The 2351-nt window shown below is 30.6% G+C and carries 2 protein-coding genes and 1 pseudogene; all 3 read right to left on the reverse strand.

The window, feature by feature from the left end; genetic code table 11:
* Positions 1-352, reverse strand: a pseudogene (locus Q4Q55_RS10370) (disulfide reductase); the annotation flags it as partial.
* 299 nt (positions 353-651) lie between these two features.
* Positions 652-1557, reverse strand: a complete 906-nt coding sequence (locus tag Q4Q55_RS10375; protein ID WP_303372721.1) for an AEC family transporter — start codon at positions 1555-1557, stop codon at positions 652-654.
* Positions 1558-1615: 58 nt separating this feature from the next.
* Positions 1616-2351, reverse strand: a 736-nt coding sequence (radA, locus tag Q4Q55_RS10380; RefSeq protein ID WP_303372722.1) for a DNA repair and recombination protein RadA, incomplete at its 5' end; no start/stop codon positions are given.

The raw sequence follows: 2351 nt of genomic DNA on the forward strand, positions 1-2351 counted from the left end.
GTTGGTTCATGTGTACCCAGGAGTCTTGTTCTCTTAAGTTAGCAAATTCAAATAAAAATTTGTTTAATCCTGCTTCTTCTACACATCTACGGAAAGTAGGTTCGTGAAGACGAGGGGAACAAGCTGCTACAACAACTCTGTTTAAGCCTTTTTCTTTAATATCTTCTTGAATCATTGCTTGACCAGGGTCAGAACACATGTATTTGTAATCAGTTGCGTGAACTACACCAGGTAAGGTCTTAGCATATTCTGCTACTTCAGGACAGTTTACTACTCCACCAACGTTTACACCACAGTGGCAGACGTAAACACCTATCCTTAATTCTTCGTTATTATTTATTTCTTCTGCCATATTAATTCACCTTGTACAAGTCGTGAAAAATATCTAATATATATAAAAAATTGCAATTTTTAAAAATAGTAGTAAAATTTTACATAGTATTAGATATACTAATGTAGTAAATACACATTTATAAAGCTTTCTAATAAAATTTTAGAGTAAAGTTTATATATGATAATATTAAAACGTAAATTAAATTGATTTTTTAGGTAAAAACCAATGTTTGAACTATTTTAATTGAAAATAACTATTAATAATAGATTATACTAGAAACAATAGACACAGAAAAAAATTAACAATAACTTTTTAAACTATAAAATCATGATAATTATGGGAAGTGTAATCAAAGAGATTACAGTATTTATCAAAATACAATCTGATGTTAATTCATAATCCAAATTGTAAGTTATAGAAAGCAACAATGACAGCATTCCAGAAGGCATTGCAGCCTCAACAACAGTGACATTGTACTGTAAATCAACAAGACCTAAATACATAACAATAAAAAATGCAATTAAAGGGAAAAAGAATAACTTCATAACAGAAGTGAACCCTACCATAGCCTTATTTCTTGAAAGCCCACTAAGATTAATTGATAAGCCTAATGAAATCATTATTAAAGGAATAGCACCATCACCCAAATAATTAATTGTATTGTCCAAAACAGGACCAATAGGAATATTCAATATATTAAGGAGGATGCCAAAAATAATGGCCCATAAAGGGGGAAACAGAGCAATTTTCCTAATAGCCTTTTTAACTGTGCCTCCGAATTTTAAAACCAAAATAAAAGACAGCAATATGAATATAAACATTGTTGCAATGTCACAAAAAATGGCTCTTAAAAATCCTTCCGAACCATAAATGCCTAAATTAACAGGATATCCCATGAATGCAGTATTGGCAATCATTACAGTGACAAGAACGCTCCATAATTTCTTATCATCAAAATTCAATTTCTTTAAAATGAAATATGAAACAACTCCAGTAACTAATGAAGATGCTAAGATTACAAAAGGTAATATTCTCAATTTTGGAATCAATGATAAATCTGAAGAATATAATGCTGAAAAGATCATGCATGGAAGTAGAATATTCATTACTATTTTGTTTAAAGGATCAATGTCCTTTTCAGATAAAAAATCGATACGTTTTAAAACATATCCAATAGCAATCATTAAAATAATTGTTAAAATAGTAATTTCGATTTGATTCATATAATAATTATTAAAATGAAATAATATAAAAAATTAATTAAAAAAAAAGAAATTAAAATTAGCTAACGATACCTTCGCTAGTAATTTTAAATACACATTCACCTTCAGGCAAATGAGGACTGTCAACTAAACGAGCAATTCTTTTACCTGCCAATCCTTTTTTAAGCCAGATTCTGTAAGTGGAAGCGTGACCTAAAACATGCCCTCCAATAGCCTTAGTAGGACTTCCAAAGAATGAATCAGGTTTGGCTTGTACTTGATTTGTTAAAAATACAGCGACATTATAAGTATTAGCAATTTGTTGAAGTGAATGCAAGTGCTGGTTTAATTTTTGTTGTCTTACAGCTAAAGATTCTCTTCCAACATATTCTGCCCTGAAATGTGCCATTAATGAATCAACAATAACTAATTTAACATTAATACCGCTTTGAATAAGTTCATTAATTTTATCAACCATTAAAATTTGGTGAGCAGAATTAAATGCACGTGCCACATGGATTCTTCCCAAAACTTCATCTGTGTCTAATTCAAATCCTTCAGCAATTTGTCTAATCCTTTCAGGGCGGAAAGTATTTTCTGTATCTACAAATACACATTCACCATCAAGTCCTCCGAGTTCTTCAGGTAATTGTACAGTGACAGCTAATTCATGAGAAATTTGACTTTTACCAGATCCGAATTCACCGAATACTTCAGTGATAGATTGAGTTTCGATTCCTCCACCAATCAAATCATTGAATTCTTGACTTCCAACAGTGATATGGCCAACATCCTTTCTTCTTTCATCAACTTCT

It is taken from the genome of Methanobrevibacter sp. (assembly GCF_030539555.1).
Taxonomy (GTDB): Archaea; Methanobacteriota; Methanobacteria; order Methanobacteriales; family Methanobacteriaceae; genus Methanocatella.

Bases quoted from the DNA above. Each gene is read 5' to 3' on its own strand.
- Q4Q55_RS10375 (WP_303372721.1), bottom strand. From the start codon at position 1,557: ATGAATCAAATCGAAATTACTATTTTAACAATTATTTTAATGATTGCT.